The sequence below is a fragment of the Anderseniella sp. Alg231-50 genome (assembly GCF_900149695.1).
Classification (GTDB): domain Bacteria; phylum Pseudomonadota; class Alphaproteobacteria; order Rhizobiales; family Aestuariivirgaceae; genus Anderseniella.
Genome location: NZ_LT703005.1, coordinates 384756 through 406731 on the forward strand (window position 1 = coordinate 384756; position 21976 = coordinate 406731).

The 21976-nt window shown below is 56.7% G+C and carries 23 protein-coding genes; 7 read left to right on the forward strand and 16 right to left on the reverse strand.

Annotated features, from left to right (window positions below; genetic code table 11):
• Positions 1–141: 141 nt before the first annotated feature.
• The 5 genes from acpS to rpoZ all read right to left on the reverse strand — a co-directional run bounded on the left by acpS (position 142) and on the right by rpoZ (position 4712).
• On the reverse strand, positions 142–549 hold the full coding sequence (acpS, locus tag DHN55_RS18005) for a holo-ACP synthase (RefSeq protein ID WP_108882912.1): 408 nt from the start codon (positions 547–549) through the stop codon (positions 142–144).
• Positions 546–1175, reverse strand: coding sequence for a DUF2062 domain-containing protein (locus DHN55_RS18010; protein ID WP_108882913.1), 630 nt, complete (start codon positions 1173–1175; stop codon positions 546–548). Before DHN55_RS18010 ends, acpS begins: the two co-directional genes overlap by 4 nt.
• A gap of 140 nt (positions 1176–1315) precedes the next feature.
• On the reverse strand, positions 1316–1906 hold the full coding sequence (gene pyrE, locus DHN55_RS18015) for an orotate phosphoribosyltransferase (RefSeq protein WP_108882914.1): 591 nt from the start codon (positions 1904–1906) through the stop codon (positions 1316–1318).
• Positions 1907–1987: 81 nt separating this feature from the next.
• Positions 1988–4159, reverse strand: a complete 2172-nt coding sequence (locus DHN55_RS18020; protein WP_108882915.1) for a RelA/SpoT family protein — start codon at positions 4157–4159, stop codon at positions 1988–1990.
• A gap of 136 nt (positions 4160–4295) precedes the next feature.
• On the reverse strand, positions 4296–4712 hold the full coding sequence (gene rpoZ, locus DHN55_RS18025; protein ID WP_108882916.1) for a DNA-directed RNA polymerase subunit omega: 417 nt from the start codon (positions 4710–4712) through the stop codon (positions 4296–4298).
• Between the two features lie 172 nt (positions 4713–4884).
• Here rpoZ and DHN55_RS18030 point away from each other — a divergent pair, with 172 nt between their 5' ends.
• Positions 4885–6045 (forward strand): MFS transporter, encoded by a 1161-nt coding sequence (locus DHN55_RS18030; protein WP_337660484.1) that lies wholly within the window; start codon positions 4885–4887, stop codon positions 6043–6045.
• Here DHN55_RS18030 and DHN55_RS18035 read toward each other — a convergent pair.
• The 3 genes from DHN55_RS18035 to folK are packed head-to-tail and all read right to left on the reverse strand — an operon-like array spanning position 6015 to position 7720.
• The gene (locus DHN55_RS18035; RefSeq protein WP_108882918.1) at positions 6015–6617 is read right to left on the reverse strand and encodes an antibiotic biosynthesis monooxygenase; all 603 of its coding nucleotides are present in this window, start codon (positions 6615–6617) and stop codon (positions 6015–6017) included. The two genes, DHN55_RS18030 and DHN55_RS18035, sit on opposite strands and share 31 nt — an antisense overlap.
• Complete coding sequence (locus DHN55_RS18040; protein WP_108882919.1) at positions 6618–7199, reverse strand: metal-dependent hydrolase; 582 nt, start codon at positions 7197–7199, stop codon at positions 6618–6620. It lies immediately after the preceding gene.
• Entirely contained in the window at positions 7196–7720 is a 525-nt protein-coding gene (folK, locus tag DHN55_RS18045; RefSeq protein ID WP_108882920.1) for a 2-amino-4-hydroxy-6-hydroxymethyldihydropteridine diphosphokinase, read from the reverse strand. The genes DHN55_RS18040 and folK overlap by 4 nt, the downstream gene beginning before the upstream one ends.
• A 120-nt stretch (positions 7721–7840) precedes the next feature.
• Here folK and DHN55_RS18050 point away from each other — a divergent pair, with 120 nt between their 5' ends.
• Positions 7841–8446, forward strand: coding sequence for an NYN domain-containing protein (locus DHN55_RS18050; protein ID WP_108882921.1), 606 nt, complete (start codon positions 7841–7843; stop codon positions 8444–8446).
• On the opposite strand, the gene DHN55_RS18055 is transcribed toward DHN55_RS18050, so the two are convergent.
• On the reverse strand, positions 8443–8928 hold the full coding sequence (locus DHN55_RS18055) for an L-2-amino-thiazoline-4-carboxylic acid hydrolase (RefSeq protein ID WP_337660485.1): 486 nt from the start codon (positions 8926–8928) through the stop codon (positions 8443–8445). The genes DHN55_RS18050 and DHN55_RS18055 overlap by 4 nt on opposite strands.
• 227 nt (positions 8929–9155) lie before the next feature.
• Between DHN55_RS18055 and DHN55_RS18060 the strand changes: the two genes are divergently transcribed.
• Positions 9156–9761 (forward strand): LysR family transcriptional regulator, encoded by a 606-nt coding sequence (locus DHN55_RS18060; protein WP_108882923.1) that lies wholly within the window; start codon positions 9156–9158, stop codon positions 9759–9761.
• A gap of 60 nt (positions 9762–9821) precedes the next feature.
• Here the strand turns inward: DHN55_RS18060 and DHN55_RS18065 are convergent, their stop codons facing one another.
• Entirely contained in the window at positions 9822–10217 is a 396-nt protein-coding gene (locus DHN55_RS18065; protein WP_337660486.1) for a RidA family protein, read from the reverse strand.
• Between the two features lie 236 nt (positions 10218–10453).
• Here DHN55_RS18065 and DHN55_RS18070 point away from each other — a divergent pair, with 236 nt between their 5' ends.
• Positions 10454–11389: a hypothetical protein gene (locus DHN55_RS18070; RefSeq protein WP_108882924.1), complete on the forward strand. Its 936-nt coding sequence runs from the start codon at positions 10454–10456 to the stop codon at positions 11387–11389.
• Between the two features lie 167 nt (positions 11390–11556).
• On the opposite strand, the gene DHN55_RS18075 is transcribed toward DHN55_RS18070, so the two are convergent.
• The 3 genes from DHN55_RS18075 to dapA are packed head-to-tail and all read right to left on the reverse strand — an operon-like array spanning position 11557 to position 14269.
• The gene (locus DHN55_RS18075; protein WP_108882925.1) at positions 11557–12819 is read right to left on the reverse strand and encodes an aminotransferase class V-fold PLP-dependent enzyme; all 1263 of its coding nucleotides are present in this window, start codon (positions 12817–12819) and stop codon (positions 11557–11559) included.
• Positions 12820–12867: 48 nt separating this feature from the next.
• A complete protein-coding gene (gene smpB / locus DHN55_RS18080) occupies positions 12868–13356 on the reverse strand; it encodes an SsrA-binding protein SmpB (protein ID WP_108882926.1) in 489 nt (162 codons plus the stop codon).
• A 22-nt stretch (positions 13357–13378) separates the two neighbouring features.
• The gene (gene dapA, locus DHN55_RS18085; RefSeq protein ID WP_108882927.1) at positions 13379–14269 is read right to left on the reverse strand and encodes a 4-hydroxy-tetrahydrodipicolinate synthase; all 891 of its coding nucleotides are present in this window, start codon (positions 14267–14269) and stop codon (positions 13379–13381) included.
• A gap of 405 nt (positions 14270–14674) precedes the next feature.
• On the opposite strand from dapA, the gene DHN55_RS18090 reads away from it, so the two are divergent.
• On the forward strand, positions 14675–16849 hold the full coding sequence (locus DHN55_RS18090; protein ID WP_337660487.1) for a lytic transglycosylase domain-containing protein: 2175 nt from the start codon (positions 14675–14677) through the stop codon (positions 16847–16849).
• Positions 16850–16926: 77 nt separating this feature from the next.
• Here DHN55_RS18090 and DHN55_RS18095 read toward each other — a convergent pair whose 3' ends face one another.
• The 3 genes from DHN55_RS18095 to DHN55_RS18100 all read right to left on the reverse strand — a co-directional run bounded on the left by DHN55_RS18095 (position 16927) and on the right by DHN55_RS18100 (position 19278).
• Positions 16927–17559, reverse strand: a complete 633-nt coding sequence (locus tag DHN55_RS18095) for a hypothetical protein (RefSeq protein ID WP_337660488.1) — start codon at positions 17557–17559, stop codon at positions 16927–16929.
• 168 nt (positions 17560–17727) lie between these two features.
• Positions 17728–17853, reverse strand: a complete 126-nt coding sequence (locus DHN55_RS22465; protein ID WP_337660489.1) for a hypothetical protein — start codon at positions 17851–17853, stop codon at positions 17728–17730.
• A 12-nt stretch (positions 17854–17865) separates the two neighbouring features.
• Entirely contained in the window at positions 17866–19278 is a 1413-nt protein-coding gene (locus tag DHN55_RS18100; protein WP_108882930.1) for an Ig-like domain-containing protein, read from the reverse strand.
• Between the two features lie 608 nt (positions 19279–19886).
• On the opposite strand from DHN55_RS18100, the gene DHN55_RS18105 reads away from it, so the two are divergent.
• Both DHN55_RS18105 and DHN55_RS22470 read left to right on the forward strand, forming a co-directional pair.
• Positions 19887–21224, forward strand: coding sequence for a hypothetical protein (locus DHN55_RS18105; protein ID WP_337660490.1), 1338 nt, complete (start codon positions 19887–19889; stop codon positions 21222–21224).
• Positions 21225–21751: 527 nt separating this feature from the next.
• Positions 21752–21976, forward strand: a 225-nt coding sequence (locus tag DHN55_RS22470; protein ID WP_337660491.1) for a hypothetical protein, incomplete at its 3' end; no start/stop codon positions are given.

Below are 21976 nucleotides of genomic sequence, written 5' to 3' on the forward strand. Positions count from 1 at the left end.
ATTGGCAAAATTGCAACCGCCGACGAATTCCTTGAACTTGCGCGATTTCCGGCTGGCACGGACAAAAAACCCAAACCAGATCGCTTACAAAGTGCCGCAGAAATTCTGCCGGTTCAATCGAACCCGTATTGCTCCAACTGATCAGCTTACGGCAACCGGTACACAGGAAATTATCACGATCGCCTGAGCATACGGAAAGTCGTCGGTGATGGTCAGGTGGATATCGGGTCTGTGACCCGCCGGTACAAGGGTTTCAAGATGCTGTGCCGCCCCGCCGGTCAAAACCATGGTCGGACGGCCGCTCGGCATATTGACGACACCGAGATCGCGCCAGAACACCCCTTTGCGAAACCCCGTCCCCAGCGCCTTGGAACACGCTTCCTTGGCTGCAAACCGCTTGGCATATGACGCAGCGCGCTGAGCACGGCGATCAGATTTTGCCCTTTCGATGTCGGTAAAGACCCGGGATACAAACCTATCGCCGAACTTTTCCAGCGTGGTTTCGATGCGCCGGATATCGATCATGTCGTTGCCGACCCCAAGGATCATGTGCCTGCACCATGTTGTGAAGCCGCCTGGGCGTCGCGCCGCTTGCGCAATTCGGTCATCCGCTTCTCGCGCTGTTTCCGCCGACGTTCCTTGTATTTGCCCACGGCAGGTTTCAGCACCACGTAAGCCGCAATGCCGCTGGACAGCCCCAACGGAATGGCCCCGACACACATTGGGAAAAACACCGGCTCCAGCCCGCCCCACAGTTCTGAGAAGAACCGTGCAGGGTCCGTGAACATCAGCTTCATGCCGGCCTCAGGTCCGGAGATTGCAATCTCCTCGCGGCCTTCCTGGCCGAGAAGGTAGCTGCCCGTATTGTGGGTAATGAACCAGATGAACGGAAATGTAAGCGGGTTACCGACCGAGGTGCCGATTGCCGACGCGAGCAGGTTTCCGCCGACTGCCCAGGCAATCAGCGCGGCCACCACAAAATGAAACCCTATCAGGGGTGTGAATGACGCAAAGGCACCAGCTGCAAATCCCAATGCTATGGCATGGGGTGAGCCGGAAATCCGGTTGACCTTGTAGGAGATGTATTTTGCCGTGCGCTGGAAGCCGATCTCGGGCCAGAAAAAGTTTCTGACCTTTTTGATCCAACCTATTGATTTGCGCCGTTTTAAAATCATAGTTCAAACACACCCGACATGTTTGCATCTTAAAGATGCTTTAGAGCGACAAGGGTCCAACTGACCCGTAGCGTTGCTCTAACACTTTGTAAATGATCAGATTTATGAATTCCAGTTAACCCAATCGAACTCATCCTGATCTAGGCCTTCAGACCACGGCTGCCCGGTTTGACGGCTTCCGTCGCTGCAAGCTCCGGCGGCAACTTGTCCGCTTCGAAGGTTGGAACTTCAAGTTGCGCCAGCGCTACCAGTGGCACGCCCACATCCGCCTTGCCGCCGGACCGGTCAATCAGACATGCTGCGCCAACTGTTTCGCCGCCGGCCTGAGCGATAGCTTCAATGCACTCGCGCGACGATAATCCCGTTGTCACAATGTCCTCAACCATGATGCACCGCATTCCCGGCTCGATGTCAAACCCACGACGAAACACCAAATTACCATCGACACGTTCACAAAAGATTGCCGGAACATTCAATTGCCGGCCCATTTCATAGCCAACAACGACACCGCCCATGGCAGGTGACACAACCATATCAAACTTGCCGAATGCCGCGTCGTCAATTTTTTGTGCAAGAGTGGCACATAGCCGACCGGCCCGCTGCCCGTCCATCAGCACCCGGGCACACTGCAGGTATCGCGGGCTGTGCAGGCCGGACGACAGAATGAAGTGTCCTTCCAGCAGGGCGCCGGCAGCGCGAAATTCATCAAGCACCTGATCTTGTGTAAGCATCAAAGCCACCGTTTCTTTGAGACTAGGGTCAGCACCCTAGATGGTTGAGCCGGAAATGCGGCAATTATACCAAAGGTATTATCAGTCAGAACCTGTGGCGCGAACCACAGTGGAAATCAATGGTTTTCGGGTAAGTTCGTTCATAATCTGATTGAGATGCCTGACATCTTCCACTTCGACCGTCAGGTCGATGTTGTAAAAGTCGCGCGCCCGTTCGGTCATCTGCAGGTTTTCGATGTTTGCACCGCCTTCGGCAACCGTTTGGGTGAGTTGCCCCAACGCGCCGACCTCGTTGTGCAGAACCACCCGCAAACGGGCCGGATACAGGCTGGTCGCCGAATCCTCGTCCCAGGCAAGATCAATCCACAGGTCTGGCTCATCGTCAAACTGCTGCAGCGCTGCGGAAAAGATCGGATAGACCGTAATGCCTTCGCCCGGTTTCAGGATTCCGACAATCCGCTCGCCTGGAACAGCCCCGGTAGATGCATCGATTGTGAGCGGCAGGTTCTGATTGACACCGCGAACCGGTATCGATTGCTCGCCACTTTCCTGCTGAACCGTTCGTGACTTGCGAACATCGCGTTTGGGCGTTTCGCGCTCTCCTTCAAATCCCAGCGCGTTCATCACATCGCGCGCTGCCAGCTCCCCGCGCCCGACGGCAGCCAGACCGTCTTCTGCAGACGCAATGCCAAGTTTTCGCATCGCCTCGACGAACTGCTTCTTGTTGTAGCTCGCATCGAAACGCGCCAGATGGCGTTCAACTATTTCACGCCCCAGCCCGGCATACTGGGCCCTCACGGCAATTCTGGTCGCCCGCCTTATGGCTGCCCGTGCCTTGCCCGTGTGAACCACTTTTTCCCAGGCTGCAGGCGGTGTCTGGGCTTGCGATCTGATTACATCCACTTCATCGCCATTGGCGAGTTCGGTCATCAACGGCGCATGCCGGCCATTGATCCGGCAACCGACGCACGAATTGCCGATATCGGTGTGTACCGCATAGGCAAAGTCAATGGCATTCGCTCCTTTTGGCAGGGCAATCAGCGCGCCCTTGGGCGTGAAACAGAACACCTGGTCCGCGAACAGCTCAAGCCTCGTGCTTTCCAGAAATTCACCCGGATTGTCGCCTTCGGCAAGGGTTTCAACAAGCGACCGCAACCATCTGAACGAATTGGAATCCCCATGCGGCAGGCTGACCCCGCGCTCCGCCGCCATCGGATCCGCAACATCCTTGTAGAAACTGTGGGCAGCAACCCCGCGCTCGGCAATGTCATCCATCGCCTGGGTTCTGATCTGCAGCTCAACCCGTTTGCGGTGCGGACCGATCACCGTGGTGTGAATCGACCGGTAATCATTCTGCTTCGGGTTGGAGATGTAGTCCTTGAAGCGGCCCGGCACTACCCGCCATGCCGTATGTGCAACGCCCAGCGCCTTGTAGCACTCGACCTCGCTTGCCACGATGATCCGGAACCCGAATATGTCGGACAACTGGCCCAGCGACAAATGCTTGCGCTGCATCTTGCGCCAAATTGAGTACGCCTTCTTCTCCCGTCCTGACACATGAGCATGAATGCCGTTGTCCGCCAGTTTTTCGGTAAGCGTTTCTTCGATATTGGTGAGAATATCGCCTGACTCGGCCCTCAGCGATTCAAGCCGCTTCATGATGCCGTCACGCGCTTCCGGATAGAGCGCCTTGAACGCGATATCGTCCAGTTCCTCTCGCATGGTATGCATGCCCATACGGCCGGCCAGCGGCGCGTAGATGTCCATGGTTTCCTTGGCAATGCGTGCGCGCTTGTCCGACTTCACATGGTGCAGCGTGCGCATGTTGTGCAGCCGATCGGCCAGCTTCACCAGCAACACGCGCGCATCCCGCGACATGGCCAGCAACAGCTTGCGCAGGTTTTCCGCCTGCGCCGCCTCCTTGGAAATCAGGTCAAGCCGCTTGATCTTGGTGAGACCTTCCACCAGCTCCGATATCTCTCCGCCGAACAGTTGTTCGATTTCCGCCAGGGTCGCTTCGGTGTCCTCCACAACATCGTGCAACAGGGCAGCTGCAATGGTGGCATCATCCAGCTTCATCTCGGTGAGAATGGCGGCTACTTCCAGCGGATGTGTAAAGTAAGGATCGCCAGAGGCCCGGACCTGATGGCCGTGCGCCTTCATGGCATACACGTAGGCCTTGTTGAGCATGGCTTCATTTGCGTCAGGATCATAGCTTGTGACCCTTTCAACCAACTCGTATTGACGCATCATGCCCTGTTCAATTCATCCAAGTGAAAATCCCAATTGTGGCAGTGTAGCAGACACAATCCGGCACCGGAAAACAAAACAGCCGGAGCAACACAAATTGCTCCGGCCGAAAATCAGGTAAATCAGCAGGTATCCGCTATCAGTAACCGGACCGCTGCGAGCCAGGGCTTTCTGCAGGCGGCAGGCCTTCAAGGCCGCGCAGCAGGTCATCTTCGCTCATGCGGTCGTAACCGTCCTGGCCATCCTGCTCGGTAGGGGCCGGTTCGGCCTGGTCGGGCTCGTTGCCAGCCAGCAGCAGCGGCACGGCGCTTTCTTCCGGCTCATCCACCTCGACATGCTTCTGCATGGAGTGGACATAATCTTCACGAAGATCCTCGACGTCGATGGTGGTGTCGCCAATTTCGCGAAGCGCCACAACCGGGTTCTTGTCATTGTCGCGGTCGAGCGTCAAAGGCGCTCCCTGCGAGATCATGCGTGCGCGGTGCGCAGACATAAGAACCAGTTCAAACCGGTTCGGCAGTTTTTCGATGCAGTCTTCAACGGTAACGCGTGCCATGAAGCTTGGATCCTTGCAAATAAAGGTGTCAGATAGAACTTAGGTGGGCTTTTAGCCACACAAATGCAAGAAAGCAAGTGTGCGCTTGCCGCAGAACGGTCTATCTTCCTTACCAATGCAGCCTGGACAATTCCATAAACTTATCTGGCCATTGGCAGTTGCCGAGACAATTTTGTGGGCTGCACTGTATTATTCCTTCCCTGCCCTGCTGGTGCAATGGGAGCAGGAATTCGGCTGGTCCAAAACCGGCCTGACGGGCGCATTCACCCTGGCAGTCCTGACATCTGCCGTCATGGCGCCGCTCACCGGCAGACTGATTGACCGTGGATTTGGAACAATCGTGTTCGGTGGCAGCGCGTTCCTGGGCGCAGTGCTGCTCGCGCTGCTGACGCAGGTAACCCAGCTATGGCAGTTCTACCTTGTATGGTTCGGCATTGGTGTGACGCTTGCTGGTTGCCTGTATGAACCCTGCTTCGCCATTCTGACCCGGACGCTCGGGAACCGGGCCAGGCGCGGCATCACCATTGTTTCGTTGATGGCGGGTCTTGCCGGCACAGTTTCATTTCCCGCTGCATTTTATCTGTCCAACCTGTTTGGATGGCGTGGCGCCGTGCTGGTGTTTGCAGCCGTCATAGTGGTGCTGGCGGTGCCGCTGATCTGCTGGGCTGCAAGCCGGGCCGAGCAGACCGGGGGTTCAGCATCCGCGCCATCAAGCCGCAATGCCAAGGAGCCAATGCGCATCGCCCGGAAGCCGGCGTTCTGGGCGCTGGCATTGGGCCTGGCCATGATCTCGATGAACACCGGTATTATGATCACTCACACCATTCCGCTGCTGGGCGAACGTGGATTTGCCAGGGAAACGGCGGTTCTGGCCATTTCCATGATCGGTCCGATGCAGGTGGTCGGGCGCACCATGATTATGGGTATTGAGCATCGCGTGCCCAGCCTTGTTATCGCAATTTCATGCCAGTTTGCCATGTCGGCGGCCGCGTTGAGCCTGATGGGTGCTGCGGCTCTGCCGGTGCTGCTGGCAAGCTTTGTCTTCCTGCAAGGGGTTGGTAACGGCGTCACCAGCATCATGCGGCCGGTCCTGACCGCTGAACTGCTGGGCCGGGCCGACTTCGGCGTGATCTCCGGCATGACGGCGATGGTGTATATCAGCGGTTTCGCCGCCGGCCCGACTATCGGCTCACTCGCATGGCAGGTGGGCGGATACGATCTGATGTTGTTCATGTCTGTCGGCATCGGCGCACTGGGCGCGCTGCTGATGCTGGCGGCAGGCAGGTTGTCAGCCGGAAACGCTCAGCTGTCGTCCGGCTCAACGGGTGGATAATCCTGTGGCGCCTGGTCACGGTCAAACATGCCATAGTCCCGGGTCATTCGAGCAGCAAACCCCCAGCTCATGTTTTGGTCGTCTTTCAGCCGCGCCAGCAGACCGCCGGCATCTTCAGCACTGGCGACCGTGGACAGGCCGACATAGGCGTCCGCGATGTTCACGCTGGCAAAACTCTCGTCAAATCCGTCCAGCGGTTTGCCGGTGCTATGGCCCGCAACAATGTACCCGCCAGTTGCACCCTGGCCCGGTTCCAACTCCTCAACGGGCCCGCCCTGCTCCAGCATCAGGAACAGTTCGGCAATCCGGATGCGATAATCCTCAAAATGCTTGTACCGGCCTGCCTTCTGCGAGCCCTGGTGCTGGCTGTCCTCCCGCCACCCGACTATGGCAGCGTCATCCTTCCACAATTGATGTGACAGGATCACCCGGTCCCTGGACAATGACTTGAACCGGTCCAGCCAGGTCATGCCCGTGTGCTGTTCCAGCACCGGCTTCAGCATGCCCACATGCCGGAAGTAATGGTCCTCATGACCAGGCCTGGGCAGCACTTCAAAAAACAGGGCCAACATCTATCCGAACATCCATATCCAGTAAGCGGGAACGGCAATATACGCTGCAATTGCCGACGCGCACAAAAGTCTGATCCACATGACGGGAAAGCGCCGCCACAGCACAATGGCGCAAAAAATGCCGAGGACAGCCTCAATCACCGATACAAGTCCGCCATGATGCGAATTATCCCAGTACGAAAATGGCGAACTGAACACGAAACTGCTGAATGGCCAGAAATGCCGGTGCCCGTCATCGACATGCACCGGCAGGTCGGTTGCGGCATGAACCGCCATGGCGGCAGCAAGGAAGACCATCGGCCACCCCCACCATTTCTCGCGGAACACCCATCCGGTTGCCGCAATCAGGGCTGCAACGAAGAACGAGTTGAACGCTCCCATAAGGTTGCGCATTTCTTCCCGGAAATAGAAGTCACCGAAAACATCCTGGCTCGTATACCCCATCGCGCTGGCGATGCCGAACAGGGCAAACACCGGAAGGTCAGGCAGCAACGCCCCCACAACAATGGCCACATTGCGTGCCTTTTCCCCACGCCTGGTCAGCAGCGCCGATGCAAGAAGCAGATGCGTCTGGGTATTCACGAGACGGACCCGCTATCGATAACATTGCCGCCCTTGTCCGTGTCCAGTTCAGCGAGCATGGCTCTGGCCGTCAATCCGGTAACCGGGTGTTTCCAGCGCGGTGCAATTTCGGCAATCGGGGTCAGCACAAACTCGCGTTCGGCGATGGCTGGATGAGGCAGCACCAGTTCAGCGTCGGTTGACTGCTCAACCCCCTCTTCCAGAACCACACCATTGTAATCCAGAATGTCCAGGTCAAGAGTTCGCTCCCCCCAGCGTTCACGCCGTTCGCGCCCGGCGGTATGTTCAATAGTGCGTAACACCTGTAACAGGCCCAGCGCCGGCAGGCGGGTTTCGATCCGCGCCACGGCGTTGATGTAGCTTGGCTGGTCCTGATTGCCGAACGGGGTGGTCCCAATCAGCGTGGACGCCTTGAGCAGGTTGAGAGGCTGTTTGCCAAGCGCGGCAAGCGCCTTGCCGACGCAATCACGAGGGCTGCCCCACGGCCCCGTCATGTTACTGCCCAGTCCGATCAATATCATGATGGCGTGCCGTTCCCGATTGCGTCGATTACTATCTTGTGGCACACCCACCCCATTGATTTGAAGCCCTTATTCCGGTTCGTATTTTCATCAGCTTATTTGAGTATCAGGAGATTTAAGATGCGCCTTTACAAAGACGAACGCACTGCCCTTTTCATTGACGGGTCCAACTTGTACGCAACCGCAAAGGCGCTAGGCTTCGATATCGACTACAAGAACATGCTGAAGATGTTTGAAGACGGCACCCGGCTTACTCGGGCGATCTATTACACCGCCCTTCTGGACGATGCCGACTACTCGCCGATCCGCCCGCTCATCGACTGGCTGGACTATAACGGGTTCATGGTCGTGACCAAGCCTGCCAAGGAGTTCACCGATGCTGCCGGCAGGCGCAAGGTCAAGGGCAATATGGACATCGAGATTGCCGTCGACATCATGCAGCTTTGCTCATCGCTCGACCACATCATCCTGTTTTCCGGCGACGGTGACTTTCGCTCGCTGGTTGAAGCGGCCCAGTCCAAGGGCTGCCGGGTCACGGTGATTTCTTCCATGGCCATCCGCCCGCCGATGATTGCCGACGAACTGCGCCGTCAGGCTGACCAGTTCGTCGATCTGAAATCATTGCAGGGCAAGATCGGCAGAACACCGTCCGGCAACAAAGACAATCACCGCGACAACGGTCCTGCGCAACCGAATGATGATTTCGAGGAATTCGCCGAAATCTAGGTTCGGGGTTTCTCGGTGATTTTCGTGAGGCAACACCCCTGTTTGCCCGGCGACCATAATTCGATTTCGTAATTGAAACCTGCAGCGTCAAAAGTGCCTTCATCGAGCGCGGAGGCGCACTGCAGCAGGGTGCAAATTTCTTCATCGCTGCACCCGGCCTCCACCCATGCATCCTTTATCGGACAGGTCATCATCTGGACTTCGAGACACGTGTCGTCCAGTTGCCTGATGTCGGGTGAAAAGGTTGCGCCGTCGTCGGGGGCGTTTGCGTAGCCGTCGGCCATGCCGGTAAAGTCGCGCGGCGCAAAACACGCAAGCGGCTTTCCGATCGCCAGGCCGTGCTCGTAGCTGGCGCTGCGCATCACGCTTATGGCTTCAGCCTCGCCGTAGCGTTTCGACAGTTCTCGAAACACTACAAGGTATGCCCTGCCGCGTTCCTTGATGGCGTTGTGTAATTTGGGATCAGGTTTTTTCCGGGTCATCTGGCCACTCCGCTTGCGCCGAACCATTGCCGGGGCGAACCCCTTATTCAAACAAGGCGCTAATCTGTTGTATTTGCTGGGAAACCAACTTTACGTCTTTCGCAATGAGGCTGTAAGCTATCGCTCGGGACGACAATCACACAACTCAGAATAACTCTGCTGCAGGATTAGAAATACTGAGTCTCCGGGTAACCTCATTCGTGCAATCGTTCGTCAGGGAGAAGAACATGACCTACAGGCTTCCGTCACTGAACTCATTGCGCGCCTTCGAAGCAGCGGCCCGCCATCTCAGCTTCAAGATGGCCGCCAGCGAGCTTGGCGTTACCGCAGGAGCCATCAGCCAGCAAGCCAAGAAACTGGAAGCGTCTCTGGGTGTGGCGTTGTTCCGCCGGTTGCCGCACGGGCTGCTTCTGACAATGGAGGGTGAGACATACCTGCCGCGCATTTCCAAGGTCTTTGAAGACCTGACGGAGGCCACAGAAGCAATAGCGCCTGACATGAACGGCAAAAAGTTCAGTATCGGCATTTGCTCCAAAGCGATGACCATTCTGCCGCCTAACTGGCCCAACCACGGCGACGGCCTGAAACCGTACGTGCGAACCTCGGTACGGACAACCGATGTCGAACTGGTCAGGAGCAACGAAATAGATTGCCTGGTTCGACTTGGCGGAGGGCCTTACGGGGACCTTGCACTGGTAACGATTTCAGGTACTCCAGGCACGAAGAACCATACCGAAAACTTGCACTTCATTTGCAAACCCGGTCTGGTGGACTGCCGTCAGTCCAGAGCCATACTGGAAGACTTGCAGACACATACCATGTCGGGTTTGTAACACCCGTTACCGGTCATCCAGCCGCAACCCGGGTCTCACTCACACAGCGGTGACCTGTTGCTATGGCCGCCGCGCCACCATATCGATTTCCACCAATGCGCCGACCGCAAGCCCGGTAACACCGATGCAGGTTCTCGCCGGCAGTTTTCCTTCCGCAAAATATTCAAGGTAAGTCCGGTTCATCGCTGCATAATCGCGCTCGAAATCCGTGATGAAAACCCGCGCCTGCGCCACATTTTCAAGCCCCAGCCCCATGCCCTCCAGCACAATAACCAGATTGTCCATGACCCGTCTGGTCTGTGCTTCAATTCCATCCGGCAATGGCGCATCAGGTGCGCCGGGCTGTGTCGGCATCTGTCCGGTGAGAAACACCCAGCCGTCAACCTCACAGGCATGGGAAAACGGTGCGACCGGCTGTGGTGCAGCTTCAATCATGTGAAAGGACGGCAGCGGCATCAGGTTTGCTCCTTGGTTTTTATCGGGACAGCAGGCGATCTGTCCGTGACTGTCCAGGACGTTGTTAGCATCTCTGGCCGGCGAACAATACAGGCCTCAGTCCGCGCCGCCCGCGACAGTGCAAAGTTACCCCCGAAGACCAATGCCTATCCGTCATTTACTGGCAATTAACCATAAAATGCTCAAATCCCAACCCATCAAGTTAGTCATCCGTAGCGACAGTAAGTGGGACACTCATGAGTAAATTCTCTCAAATAATTCTTGGCAGCACGGCAATTCTTGCCGTACTGGCAACCGGTCAGGCAACGGCGCAAGACCGCTTCAACGACATTGGGCTCATCATCGGCGGCGTCAGTGAAAGCTGGAACGGCGTTCAGATCATTGACGGCGGCGGAACAGGCGATGATATCGCGCTTGCCTCGGGCCACAGTGCGCGGCTCACGGTGCCGCTCGGCGGCAACCTGTCGCTGCAGACCGACGTCGATGTCGAATGGAATGATCGCGCATTTGACAATAATGACGTGGCTGGCCAGCGCTGGAACTTCCAGGGTGCCGGTCACTTCAGCTGGCGTGACCCGTCGCACGGTCTGTTCGGCGTATTTGGCGGTGTGGCGGCCTCGCGTCACAATGACCTTGGACCAGGGTTCCAGACCAATCTGCGCTTCTACGGCGCAGAAACCCAATACTACCTGAACGACCTCACCTTCTATGCGCAGGCTGCGTTTGTGGACCAGCAAGGCGAACTTTCCGGTGACGGCTACTTCGTTCGCGGTGCGGGCCGCTGGTTCATGGGTGTGGACACCCGCGTCCAGGTCGAAGGTCTGTATTCCAACCTGAAGTTCCAGGAAGGCGATTCCGCAAATTACGATGTGTACCAGTGGGGCGCACGCTTTGACACACTTTGGGAAGAAGCACCGTTGCTGGGAAACATGCCGCTGTTTCTTGCCTATCGCGGCACCTATCGGGATGGATGCCTCGGAAACGGGTTCGCGAATGCGTCCGATAACAACACAATGGATCACACCATCATGGCGGGCCTGAGCTACAATTGGGGTGCGCCGTCAAAAATGGATCATGACCGCCGCGGCGCGACACTTGACACTCCGAATGTGGCGACTCTGGCGCCTTGCTACAATGGTGTACCCCTCATCGGTCCGCCTGTCGGCCCTTGATCCGGGACAGGTGAATCAACCTCCATTTTTTTCAGCACCGAAGACATATGCCGCCGGCAACAAGGGCCTCACAGCCTTGTTGCCGGTGGTGGTCGTTTTGACCGGTTGAGTTTGAGCACTGCGCGTCCAGGTAGATCACGGCGGGCAATGCATCGTGCCAAACGCTCCTAACTCTGCTGTCCAACGATTTCTGCCATGGCAGCGAGGAACTGCGAGACTTCTCCCTCGCTGTTATAGTGGCACAGCGAAACCCGCACGCATGACGCAAGCCCCAGCGGCGTGAGGACATTGCCGGAATAGTGATCGGCTTTTCTGACGTGGGTGCGAATGCCCTGCTCATTCAGTGCAGCAACAAGGTCCAGCGCATCGATACCATCCACGTTCAGCGACACCAGGCCTTCACGCGCCGGATTGTCGATGCCGCCAATAATTGTCACCGCCGGCATTTCGGCCAGGCCCTTGAGATTGCCGACACCGTGCAGAATGGCGTCGGTCAGGGATTTCTCATGATCATGGATAGCAACTGCCGCCGCTTCGACCCGGGCGCGCGGATCGTCACTCTCGGTAAAGTGTTCACCCAGCCAGGTAAAATAATCAACCACATCGGAAAACGTCGCATAGGCCCCGGTATCGCGTGTGCCCAGCTCCCAGTTCTCCGCCGGTCCACCGGTCAGGCCTTCGCGCGGCAGGGCGGTCAGCCGGTCCGATGCCCAGGCAACACCGTACCCGTGACGTGAAAACACCTTGTAGGGCGACACCACGTAACCATCCACGTCACAGGCCTTGATGTCGATATGGCCGTGGCTTGCATGCTGGATGCCATCGACGATGATGAAGCAGTCAGGCGCCACGGCCCGAATGGCTGCCGAGACGGCTGCAACATCAACTGACATGCCGGTTACCGGAGAGGTATGAATGATCGTGGCGACCCTCACATCCGGCGTGACGTGCCTGGCATAGTCGTCTGCCGTCACCGTGCCGGTCGCATCATCATGCGGCACGGCGACATAGGGCTTGCCGGTCACGTCCGCCCATTTCGTCGCCGCACTGCGTGATGCGGGATGTTCAAGAGTGGAGCCCAGCACGGTGCCCCCCTGCTCTGCGCCCACTATGGCTGTGCGGATAAGGCGAAACAAAAGCTCTGTACCACTCTCACCGACAAAGAACTGGCCCTCTGGAGCATTGAACAGCGTCCGCATCCTGGCTTTGGAGGCGTTGATAACATCAACCAGCTGATGTGAAGCCGGGTTGTCACGTCCCTGGTTGTCCGGGATGGCGGCAAACTTGGCCGATGTATCAACAACGGATTTGAGCGTCAGGGCCCCGCCGGCGTTTTCAAAGAACACCCTGGGTCCCTGGAACGGACAGGTGTCCACATGGGCAAAGCGGTCGCGCACCTGGTCCAGAAGACCTGCTTTTTCGGCAATCATTTTCAAACTCCGTGGAAATCGGTTTGTGCCTGTCAATGCGTTGGCAAATCAGCCTCTTTCGCGCATCAACCGTGCCTTGTCGCGCTGCCAGTCGCGTTTCTTTTCCGCCTGGCGCTTGTCGTGAACTTTCTTGCCCTTGGCGAGGGCAATTTCCAGTTTCACCCGGCCACGCTCGTTGAAGTAGATTTTCAACGGCACGATGGTCAGCCCTTCCCGGTCCACCGCCTGGCCAAGTCGGGCAATTTCGCGGGCATGGGCCAATAGCTTGCGTATCCGGCGCGGCTCGTGATTGAACCGGTTGCCCTGATTGTACTCCGGGATATGCGCGTTGACCCACCACAACTCGCCGTTTTTCACCTGGACATAGCTTTCGGCAATGGTCGCCTTAGAGGCGCGCAACGACTTGACCTCGGTGCCGGTCAGCATGACGCCAACCTCGAGATTGTCCATGATCTCGAAGTCGAACCGCGCACGACGATTGTCAGCTATGACCGGATTGCCCGAGCGCCGTTTAGCACCACCGCTTTTGGAAGACATGATCGAGCACCTGTTTCGGCAATCAGTTCAGCAGGCCTGCGTGCACCATGGCGGCCTTGACCTGCTGACGCGCGCCTTCGGTGGCCGGAAGGATCGGCAACCTCGCGTCTTCAAGTGCATGCCCCAAAAGGCTCACTGCATATTTGACGGGTGACGGGCTGGTTTCACAAAACAGCGCAGAATGCAGCGGCATCAGCCTGTCCTGGATGGTCAGCGCCTTGGCATAGTCGCCGGCAAGCGTTGCTTCCTGGAACTCCGCACACAGGCGCGGCGCGACATTTGCCGTCACCGAGATGCATCCTGTCCCGCCATGGGCGTTGAACGCCAGCGCTGTCCCGTCTTCACCGGACAACTGGATGAACTTGTCACCTGACGCCAGGCGTTGCAGCGATGGTCGCGCCAGGTCTGCCGTTGCATCCTTGGTGCCGATGATATTGGCAAAATCCCTGTCCAGGCACGCCAGCGTTTCTACCGAGATTTCAGCGACGGTTCTACCCGGCACATTGTACACAAAAATCGGCAGGTCCGGCACAGCTCTGGCCACGGCGGCAAAATGCTCATACAGGCCCTGCTGGGTCGGCTTGTTGTAGTAAGGAACAACCGAAAGAGCCGCATCCGCACCTGCTTGCTGTGCATGCACGGCAAAATCGACCGCCTCCGCAGTGGAGTTTGACCCGGCACCGGCAATCACCGGAATGCGCCCGGCTGCCGTTTCCACGGCAATCTCGACGACACGCTTGTGCTCGTCATGGCTCAGCGTCGGCGATTCACCGGTCGTGCCTACCGGCACGATACCGTGGGTTCCTTCCGCGATGTGCCATTCGATGAGTTTGCGAAATGCGGCTTCATCCACTTTGCCGTCCTTGAACGGGGTAATAAGCGCGGGAAAAGAGCCGTGAAAACGTGCATCCATTTCGAAACCTCAACAATTCGTAAACTTTACTGCATTAAACACTGCGGACATCGATGCGCAAACACAATGAATGCGAACCAGTGTCCTCAACGTGAGCGCGGCACCATAGCCCCGCTGCTGCGGTGCGGCAACCGAAAGGTTTATTCGTCACTGGCCCCGGAAAACGCGGCCACATCGCAGCCTCAATCTGTGGTTAATCGTGATGACGCCAAGTAAGTCTGCGCCGCCTGAAAAACAGGATGAGCAATGTTAGTTGGTACAGTAAGCAGGTATGCCGGCTCGTCCGGCTCTAACCTGTTCAGAGCAGTCAGAAATATGATCACGGATCGTTTTGGTCGAAAACTATCCTGGCCGACCACAGAATCAAGTTATCTGTGTCCGGCTTCAAGGCGGCGCGAGGACGGCATGAATTTGACATTCACAGGATTTTCAACGCTCTGGCGAGCGGCTTTTGCAGGTGCGCTTGGTCTGGCGATCATGGCTAACTTTGCCGATGACGCTTCAGCACGTTCGTCCAATTCCCCGGACGCATCCGGGATTCAGGAACTGCTGACCACCAGCAACACGCGTTCGCCGGCGCGCAATGACGCCCTGTCCGTCAGGGCGCTGAAGGCGGCAGTGAAGAAAGACTGGCGGAAAGCCTTTGATCTGGCCTCCAAATCACAGGATCAGGCGACTCTGAAGGCAGTGGAATGGCTCTATATCCGCAAAAACCCTACAGATGCCGGTGCAGATCGGATCATGAATTTCGTCATCGCCAACCCTGACTGGCCAGCGACAAAGCCACTGACTCGGATGGCACAGGCCATTCTGGCGCGAAAGACCACGCCGGTTGATGCCGTTGCGCGTCACTACAACCGGTTTTCCCCGATTTCCCCGCAAGGGCATGTGGCCTATGCCCGGCTGGCCCTGGCACGGGGTGACAAGGCGACTGCCACAAGTTCCATCAGGAAAGCCTGGGCCAATCCGAAGTTGGCTGCCCACCTGGAAAAACAGATTGCCCGCGATTTCAAACACTTGCTGACAACTGCCGATCACAAGGCACGCATGTGGTCTCTGGTCATGGCGCAGGAGACCAATGCTGCCATCCGGGCAGCCAGGTTTGTTTCCAAGGCCCATGCCAAGGCTGCGAGAACTGCCCAGGCACTGATCCGGCGCAAAAAAACCGGGCCTGCACATTACAAGAAATTGCCGGCCAAGTTCCGCAATCATCCGCCGATGATATATGCCTACGCCCGCTGGCTGCGCCGCAAAGGCAAGCACACGTCGGCCTACACCATGTTGAAAAAGGCGCCCAAGTCGCACAGTGCACAGATCAACCCAGCACAGTGGTTCGTGGAAAAACGCCTGGCTGCGCGTCATCTTGCCGGACCCCAGCACAAGAAGTACTGGCCCGGCATTTACAAGATGATGGCCGCGCATGGCTATACCTCCGGCAAGCAGTTCATCGAAGGCGAATTCCTGGCCGGCTGGTATGCGCTTCGCAAACTGTCCAATCCCGGCAAGGCGGCAGTTCATTTCAAGCGTATCACCGAGGCTGCAACCACCCGTACCGACGGGTCCAGGGGCTGGTACTGGTTGGGCCGCGCCCGCGCGGCAAAGGGAGAAAACGGTCGCGCTGAAGAGGCCTATCGCATGGCCGCCGCCTCACCGACGCTGTTTTACGGCCAATTGTCACTGGGAAAGCTGGGGCATGGCAAAAAACCGCTGAAAATTGTCACCGGCAAGGCGACCGCCAGTGCCAAGAAAAGTGTCAGGTCAGTCGAGATTTTCCGCGCCGCCCACTTGCTGGCCCGGGCTGGCGGGAAAAACCAGATATTGCCATTCCTGTTCCCGATCGCACGAGCTATCAAATCGCGTGACGAAGCAGCAGCCGCCATCGACCACATACACTCCCATGCCGGGCACTTTGCGGCGGTCAGACTGGCCAAGGCTTTCGGCAGCCGCGGGCTTGATGTGGACAACTGGGCGTATCCGGTCAACGCCATGCCGGCCTGGAAATCCATCAACAACCAGGTCGAGCGCGCGGTCATTCTGGGCCTGTCGCGACAGGAAAGCGAGTTCAATGCCGTTGCCGGCAGCCATGCCGGTGCCCGGGGCCTTATGCAGATCATGCCGGGAACCGGCCGGCTGATTGCCAAACAGTACAAGCTGCGCGGCTACAAGACCGATCATTTGACGTCAAGGCCCGCTCTCAACGTGTCCATGGGCGAAGCTTATCTCGGCGATCTCATCAAGGAATTCAAAGGTTCCTATATCATGGGCTTTTCCAGCTATAATGCGGGGCCCGGCAACACCATCAAGTGGCTCAAGGCCTATGGCGATCCGCGCAAGGGCCACATCGATGCCATTGACTGGATTGAATCCATACCGATCACCGAAACCCGGAAATATGTACAGAAAGTGATGCAGAACGTGCATGTGTACCGCACACGCCTCGGACATCGCAAACACACCATGCTTCGCGACATCAATCGGGGCGGCAATGGCGGTCGCGCCGCATCGTCATCCTCTTCCTCGCCAGCTTCGGGTTGTGGCGAAGGCAAGAAGACAATCGCGTCGCTGATTTCCGAGTGTTGATAACACCAAGAGAAAGACTGTTGGGAGGCTGGTCAATCGACAAAGCCTCCCAATAATTCCGATGCCCTGTAACCCGGTTATTTCTTTTTCTTCGCTGGCCGCTTGGTCGTTGATTTCCCCTGAGACTTGGTCTTTGCGGATCCGCCCGTGCCATAGAGCTTGTTGAACTGGTCCATATCATCCGCCGCAAGCAGCTTGGCCTGGGCAATCCACTCGTCCCGCTCAATACGGCCTTTGTAACGCAAGTGCTCATCCACCCAGTCGATCTGATCCTTGCCCCATGCAGCAATCTGGTCGAAGTGGAAAAACCCTAATCCGTGCAGGGTTTTTTCCAGCTTCGGGCCTACACCTGAAATCATCTGCAATTTGTCTGGCTTGCCATCGCGTGCGCCGGGCAATCCTTTCGGACGAACCGGTTTACCCTGGGAAGCCGGTGCAGCGGCGACCTTGGCCACCGGTTTGGAAGCCGCAGGTTTTGGTTTTGCCTCGGGCTCCGGCTTCGTTTTTGAAACAGCGACCGGCTCGGGTTCAGGCTCGGGCTGAGGCGCAGCTGCAACAGTCGCTTTCGCATCACCGGCACTGGATTCGGCAGGTTTGTCTGCAGCTGGCTTACCGGTGGCAAACATGGTGCGGAACAGGCACCCCAGAATGCAGCCGATCAAAAACGCGAGCAACATCAAAAGCAGTAGTTCAAGTGTGAGTTGCGGCATTGTCCATTTTCCCTCTGATTCTGACGCTCTGGAGCGGAATGATTTTCGGCTGAATTAGTCAAAAATCATAAAATTCAATGTTTCCAATATATTGCAGCACATTAGCACGCAGTTTGATCATGTGCCTCCTGGACTCTGTTCTATGGATTCAAGTGAACCCGTATTGCTTTAGTGAGCGTCGGCGCTGCGGCACGTCACCCAGCCAACAATCAATCCCAGCACCAGCGCCGCTGCGAGCCAGTGCCAGTTGTGATTGGCAACGATCATCGCATCGTTGAAATTCCAGGCATTCATCGTTCAACTCCCTCAGTTAAGGATCTTGAATTGCGTGCGCCGGTTGGCTGCACGGCCTTTTCTGGTCCTGTTGTTGGCAATCGGCTGGCTCTCACCATAGCCGACTGCGGTTATATTGTCTGCACTGGCGCCCCGGGCCAGCAACGCGTCACGAACCGCATTGGCCCGACGTTCACTCAATACCTGGTTGGATTTTCCCGAGCCCTGCCAGTCGGTATGGCCACCGATTTCGATTTTCGCGTCCCCACATTGCCTGATCACTGCCATCAATCGGTTCAACAGATTGGCATTTTTTCCCAGTATCTTGGACTTTCCTGGCGAAAACACAATCTGCTGTTCGCTCAAGACCTCATCGAGCAGACCCTGGCACTGGCTTGCAGACACGGCTTGTTCCGCGGCATCCGGTTGTGCCGGTTTGTCCTGCCCCGGGGCCACGATCTCAACTTCATTGGTCGTTGTATCCGAACGCTGATTGCCGGCCTTGTCGGCGACCACGACCTTTACGTCATAAATGCCGGGTGGCAAATCTTTCGGCGTCAGGACCGACCAGTTGCCCTTGCCGTCGGACGACAGCAGGTCGGATCCGCCCATGGTGTATGTTTCACCTTCGAATGTGACCGCCATGGTTGCGGCGTCGTTTTCCGGATAGGTGCCGAAAAGCAGTGGGCGCGGATGTTTTGACTTGTAGTTGCTGACTGTCGGAACCGCAGGTGGCGTGGCATCTACGGTCAGTTCGGCTTCGCTGGCATCCACGGCAACGCTTCCCGTTGCACTCGTCGCCTTGGCCGAGACATTATAGGTTCCATCGTCCAGGTTCTCGCTGATCCGCAAGGTCCAATTATTGCCATCGGTAACGAGACCGTCTCCAGCGCCGGCCGCATAGGTCCTGGAAGCCACTGAAATACTTAAACTTTCCGCTTCTCCGGATGGCCACGCACCTGTGATGACCGGTTTTCTCTGGCGTGTCAGCAGATTGTTGACTGTCGGCACGGCGGGAGCTGAGGAATCCACAACCACCTCACCGAACCCGCGGTCCGCCGAACTGTTGCCGGCCTTGTCGGTAACTATAACCACGACGTCATAAGTGTTGTCGGCGAGGTCTTTGCCGAGCTTGAGGGTCCAGTTACCACTGCCGTCACTGGTCAGTTCGCCGTTTTTACCCAGTTCATAGGTCTTGCCGGCGACTTCCACGGTGAGCCTGTTGCCATCGCCTTCCGGCCATGTGCCGGTTATCGATGGCCGCACCGAACGCCCTGATATCTTGTTGACGGTTGGCGCAGTCGGCGGTGCAGCATCTTCCTGCGCTGTGTCTTGCGTGGCAGTAGCGACAGTCTCGCTGGTTGCGTTGGCCACGCCTGCAACGGTTATTCCAAATGGCACGACCATCCACGGCAACAGCCATTTCAGCCAGATGTTCTTCGCCATGTACAAGCCTCTCACTAACGACTCTTCTCTAAGCAGGAATCAGCGGGTTGAAGGCCATCCTTTGCTCCCGGCAATGAAATCAGTACTGATTCCCTCCCACAACACTTTAAAACCACCTATCCACACCGTTTCATCCACAAGACACCCACACCTGACCTGCAGTTTACACACGTAAGAGAACTGTCGCCAAACACACCGAACACGCTGTGGTTGCCGCACACCGGCAAGGCATGCACAGTTTGGCCCTCCACGAAGTGCATCCGTTGAATCCGCTGCGAAAACCACTAAAATCAGCCGTTTTTCTAACAAACCGTTGCCTTGGCATCAACAATGTTGCACCTGGTCCGCTCAATGCAACCAGGCCTGGTGCACACTGGATGGTCAATCAAAACCCAAAAATGCCGTTACGGCCGACTGTGGTAAATATGTCACACTTTTCAAAATAGTGTGCCGGGGCCCTATCTGTTGGTTGATTTCTCCACCTTTAAAAGGGAAAACAGTATGCGTGTGATTTGGTTTTACACGCCGTCCTCCTAAAGTCCCGGTTTGCAGGGGAAAAATTTCCGGGGGGCAAACCTAACTCTAGAGAATTTATGGGAGTATCCATAATGTCCAATATGCTTCGTAAAGCTCTGCTCGGTGGTGCGGCTCTTGCCGTAATGACCACTGGTGCRGCTGCTGATGAACTCAGCACCCTGAAGGCACAGCTTGCTGCSCTTCAGAGCCAGGTAGACTCAATCCAGTCTGCCCCTGCTCAGCCTGCAGGTCCTTCTTTCCTGCGCTATGAGCGTGGTCTCGGTGGCAACACCTGGGGTCTTGACGCTGTTAAAGACAGTGCAAACGTCCATGACGGTGGTGGCTTCACTATCGCTGTAACACCAACTGCAGATCTTCCTGCTCCGGTCGCTGAAGTGACTGTGTACGGTTATGCTGCAGGTCACGTGTCTTATGACTTCGACCGTGCCCATGGTCCAGCCAACTCATTCAGCGCCAGCAGCATCACTGTTGACGGCGACAACGATGATGGCGACCACATCAACCTGACCCACCAGCAGTCACGTTTCGGCATCAAGTCGAAGATCGACACTGCAATCGGTCAGATCCGCACTCAGCTCGAGTTCGATGCTGCTATCGGCACCGACATYGACGAYGATGATGACGACAACTTCAGCACCGGTGGTGCAGGCAGCACGCGCGTTCGTTCGCGTCACGCTGTTGGTCACTGGGACATGACACCAAACTGGACACTGTCTGTTGGCCAGTGGTGGTTCACAGCAGCTCTGCTGCCGATCGGTGTGTCCACGGTTGACTTTGCAGGTTCAYTGCTGACCTACTCGCGTACGCCTCAGGTTCGCCTGTCGTACTCAGACGGTCCTCTGTCCTGGGCAGTTGCCATCGAAAACCCAAGCTTCGAATCAGAAACCAACATGCCGAACATTGCAGGTTACCTGCAGTACGACATCGCTGGTGGTCACCAGTTCATCGTAACCGGTGAAGTTGCTGACTTCGAACCAGCCGGCGAYGACGAACTYGGCTGGGCTGTTCAGGTTGGTGCAAACTTCAACCTGGCTGATGTTGCAACCCTGACCGCTGGCTTCGGCTACGGTGAAGGCCTGCTGACMCAGAAGTTCGTRTTTGAAGACGGCTTCGACAACGTCAACGCCGGCGACGACCCGCTTGAAGCACTTGCCTTCGTAGTYGGCCTGTCGTTCGGTCTCAGCGAAACCACAACCTTCAACACCATGTTCTCTTATGTTGAAGCTCTTGATGACCAAGCTGGCGACGATGAAGCAGAAGAAGTGTACAAGGTACACGCCAACATCCTGTGGCAGCCTGTYAAGCAGATGCGYATGGGTTGGGAAGTTATCTGGGCTCATAAAGAGTTCGAAGATGGCTCAGACGATGATGGCGTTCGCGCTTCATTCGCAACCTGGTTCTTCTTCTAAGAACTACATCAATACCTGAAACTGCAGACCGGCCCGGAGTTCTCTCCGGGCCGGTTTTGCTTTAGCTGCATGTTGATTCGCAGTGCTTCGAAGTATCAGATGGCATCCCTTTCGTCCGAATCCGGTTTGTCAAAACGCACCTGACCAATTGCTGTCCGCACAGCTCGTCACACGCAATTCCCGGGTGCGCCTTGGCAACTCAACCCTCATTTCGCGAGCAGATACACTACAGAATTCCCCCAGTTCAGCGTTTAAAGGGCGAAAGCGACCGTAAAAACGACCACACATCGGGTCTCCGCCGGAGCAATGACCAGAAAATCAGCGATATAGGCAGGTGTGGTAAATATGTCACACTTTTCAAAATAGTGTGCCGGGACCCTATCTGTTGGTTGATTTCTCCACCTTTAAAAGGGAAAACAGTATGCGTGTGATTTGGTTTTACACGCCGTCCTCCTAAAGTCCCGGTTTGCAGGGGAAAAATTTCCGGGGGGCAACCTAACTCTAGAGAATTTGTGGGAGCAACCATAATGTCCAATATGCTTCGTAAAGCTCTGCTCGGTGGTGCGGCTCTGGCCGTGATGACCACTGGTGCGGCTGCTGATGAACTCAGCACCCTGAAGGCACAGCTTGCTGCGCTTCAGAGCCAGGTAGACTCAATCCAGTCTGCCCCTGCTCAGCCTGCAGGTCCTTCTTTCCTGCGCTATGAGCGTGGTCTCGGTGGCAACACCTGGGGTCTTGACGCTGTTAAAGAC

Coding starts and splice junctions, on each gene's coding strand:
- acpS (WP_108882912.1), bottom strand. CDS start 549: ATGATCCTTGGGGTCGGCAACGACATGATCGATATCCGGCGCATCGAA.
- DHN55_RS18010 (WP_108882913.1), bottom strand. CDS start 1,175: ATGATTTTAAAACGGCGCAAATCAATAGGTTGGATCAAAAAGGTCAGA.
- pyrE (WP_108882914.1), bottom strand. CDS start 1,906: ATGCTTACACAAGATCAGGTGCTTGATGAATTTCGCGCTGCCGGCGCC.
- DHN55_RS18020 (WP_108882915.1), bottom strand. CDS start 4,159: ATGATGCGTCAATACGAGTTGGTTGAAAGGGTCACAAGCTATGATCCT.
- rpoZ (WP_108882916.1), bottom strand. CDS start 4,712: ATGGCACGCGTTACCGTTGAAGACTGCATCGAAAAACTGCCGAACCGG.
- DHN55_RS18035 (WP_108882918.1), bottom strand. CDS start 6,617: ATGTTGGCCCTGTTTTTTGAAGTGCTGCCCAGGCCTGGTCATGAGGAC.
- folK (WP_108882920.1), bottom strand. CDS start 7,720: ATGATATTGATCGGACTGGGCAGTAACATGACGGGGCCGTGGGGCAGC.
- DHN55_RS18050 (WP_108882921.1), top strand. CDS start 7,841: ATGCGCCTTTACAAAGACGAACGCACTGCCCTTTTCATTGACGGGTCC.
- DHN55_RS18055 (WP_337660485.1), bottom strand. CDS start 8,928: ATGACCCGGAAAAAACCTGATCCCAAATTACACAACGCCATCAAGGAA.
- DHN55_RS18060 (WP_108882923.1), top strand. CDS start 9,156: ATGACCTACAGGCTTCCGTCACTGAACTCATTGCGCGCCTTCGAAGCA.
- DHN55_RS18065 (WP_337660486.1), bottom strand. CDS start 10,217: ATGCCGCTGCCGTCCTTTCACATGATTGAAGCTGCACCACAGCCGGTC.
- DHN55_RS18070 (WP_108882924.1), top strand. CDS start 10,454: ATGAGTAAATTCTCTCAAATAATTCTTGGCAGCACGGCAATTCTTGCC.
- DHN55_RS18075 (WP_108882925.1), bottom strand. CDS start 12,819: ATGATTGCCGAAAAAGCAGGTCTTCTGGACCAGGTGCGCGACCGCTTT.
- smpB (WP_108882926.1), bottom strand. CDS start 13,356: ATGTCTTCCAAAAGCGGTGGTGCTAAACGGCGCTCGGGCAATCCGGTC.
- dapA (WP_108882927.1), bottom strand. CDS start 14,269: ATGGATGCACGTTTTCACGGCTCTTTTCCCGCGCTTATTACCCCGTTC.
- DHN55_RS18090 (WP_337660487.1), top strand. CDS start 14,675: ATGAATTTGACATTCACAGGATTTTCAACGCTCTGGCGAGCGGCTTTT.
- DHN55_RS18095 (WP_337660488.1), bottom strand. CDS start 17,559: ATGCCGCAACTCACACTTGAACTACTGCTTTTGATGTTGCTCGCGTTT.
- DHN55_RS22465 (WP_337660489.1), bottom strand. CDS start 17,853: ATGAATGCCTGGAATTTCAACGATGCGATGATCGTTGCCAATCACAAC.
- DHN55_RS18100 (WP_108882930.1), bottom strand. CDS start 19,278: ATGGCGAAGAACATCTGGCTGAAATGGCTGTTGCCGTGGATGGTCGTG.